The following is a 2,047-nucleotide window of genomic DNA, read 5'->3' as shown; positions in this document are numbered from 1 at the left end:
GCTGTAGACCTGATTGGCGACGTCCTGGGCCCCTTGGTAGAGATTGTCGATCAGCGCTGGAATTGCCGCCTGGTCGCTAAGCTGATTGCCGGTGGCCCGCGACACGGCGCCGACGATCACCTTACCGACCTCGTCAGGAATGCTTTGCACGAGCTGATAGATCGTTGACGAAAATGTGCCCCATCCGGTCAGCAGGAGATAGATGATGACGGCACGGCCGAGGCGATAGGCCGCTTCGATTGGCGAAATCGACTCTCGCCCGCTCAGGATCGAATAGCCCCACCACGCGATATAGAGGGTCAGCATCAGGGTAAAGACGTTGCCCATCGCATTGCCCAACTGCATATAGACGGTGCGAACGAAGTCCTCTCCGATGTTGTCAATGCCACCGAGGATGCTTGCGGCGAGACCGTTCATGGATCCTCGTCAATGATGCTGGCGAACGGCGTTGAATTGACCGGCTTCAGCGCGCCGCATTCGTCGGCGTGGGCATACGCCAAAGGCCCGCACGGCGCTTTCAGTTCGCGATTTGCGCATCCGAAAAGCCCTGCGCCGAGCCCAACCACAACGCATATGCGCAGGACTCGCCGCGACAAGCGCTCAGCCCCCGCTCTTGCCGAATTCCGCGAACGGATTGACGGTGCGCGGTGTCATCATCTTCTGCACCTGGCTCTGGCGAAGAAGATCTCCCTTCAGCTTCTCATTCAGGGCTGCGACCGCGCCGTTCTGGACGCCGATCAGTTCGTTGACGGCGCGCGCGTTTTCCAGCTGCATTCGTGTGTTCTGGTCCACAGAACCCTTGACGTCCTGCGACTGCCCGATCTGACCGCTCGCTGACTGCAGGGACTGTTGGCGCCGGGTAACGCCCTGGGAAGCCTGCGAGGTCAATGCGCTTAGCAGCGAGGCCACATTGACGCTGCCGCCATAGGCCGTGTTGACGGCGCTCGTCTCCTTGCCGGCAATCTGCTGCAGCTGCTTCACCAGCTGGAGCCCATTGATGACGGCGCCGGCGATTTTCTGGATTTCAGGCGACAGGCCACCAAACGAAAGCGCACCGCCGTTCAGGATCGATCCGAAGGACGGAGCCTGCGCAATCGACATGTTGCCGCCGAGACCCATTTGTCCGATGCCGAGCGAACCGTCACGACTGCCGCTGAGAGCCTGCAGGATCTCCTCGCTCTTTTTCAGGATATCCTTGTTCGAATCCATGATAGAGTTGGTGTTGTCCGCATTCTTGCGGGCGACATCGAGATTGGCACCATCGATGACGGCAATCTGTGCGTTGGCCGTGCTTGCCCAAAGCGCAAGACTGGCGGCAATCGCGAATGTCTTCATGTCAGCCTCCTATTGCTGTAGAGAATCGATCACGCTGGCGGCGCCAGCAGGATCGGTGGTGATAATCACCGAGCGGCTGTCGGCCGAGCTTGCCGCGTTCTCAAGTGCGCATGGTAGCCACCGGCCGCGATCGATCCTCAACCGCTCCAATTCCGCGGGATCACAAGAGAACGGGTTTGGAGAGCCGCTCTTCGGCTGTTCCACCAGCTTGGACGACTGCGATGCCTGAACATTCTGCAACGATAGAAGTTGGCCCAGCAACGCCGTAAAATCCCCCGCCTGGGCGAGGTACTGGTTGGTGACATCGGCGTTGATCCCACGAGCCGACGAGTTCTGCTCCCAAGCGTCCTTGTATTCGGTCACCTGGCCAACGTTGCCCGCCAGCGCGTCGATCACCGCAGCGTTGGCGCCCATCTGCGTTGAGCTTGCGTCAAGGCCGCCAGCAGCCTTCCTCACCGCGCCCATGGCCGCGTCCTGGGCCGAGCCGCCTGCGCCGTCGGCCGTTACGATCGAGAATGGTGGCGGCGCGGCGGCCGGAGCCTTGCCGCTCGACACATAGTCGTTGAAGTAGCTGTTCCAGCGGCCGACGCCGCCGGCCCACTGGCTTTGCTCGCCTGCGTTCGATCCATTGTAGAAGGAGGCAAGACAGCTGTAATTCGTCGCCCCGCATTGCTTCACGCCCATTCCGAGGTATTTGACACCGCCTTCGACG

Annotated in this window: 3 protein-coding genes; all 3 read right to left on the bottom strand. The window is 60.9% G+C overall.

Annotated features, from left to right (window positions below; translation table 11 throughout):
• Positions 1-417: type IV secretion system protein (locus EOA13_RS36950; RefSeq protein WP_164780612.1), on the bottom strand; the 417-nt coding region annotated here is incomplete at its 3' end.
• 183 nt (positions 418-600) lie between these two features.
• On the bottom strand, positions 601-1,335 hold the full coding sequence (locus EOA13_RS36945; protein ID WP_127298026.1) for a type IV secretion system protein: 735 nt from the start codon (positions 1,333-1,335) through the stop codon (positions 601-603).
• A 9-nt stretch (positions 1,336-1,344) separates the two neighbouring features.
• Positions 1,345-2,047 (bottom strand): hypothetical protein (locus tag EOA13_RS36940; RefSeq protein ID WP_206535370.1); only part of this gene is annotated, 703 nt, incomplete at its 5' end.

The organism is Mesorhizobium sp. M7A.F.Ca.US.011.01.1.1, from assembly GCF_003998295.1.
Taxonomy (GTDB): Bacteria; Pseudomonadota; Alphaproteobacteria; order Rhizobiales; family Rhizobiaceae; genus Mesorhizobium.
The sequence above is the reverse complement of the archived record's forward strand: the minus strand, read 5'-3'. Positions and strand labels throughout refer to the sequence as shown.

What these genes read in the sequence shown, in the direction of transcription:
- EOA13_RS36945 (WP_127298026.1), bottom strand. Translation starts at nt 1,335, where the DNA reads ATGAAGACATTCGCGATTGCCGCCAGTCTTGCGCTTTGGGCAAGCACG.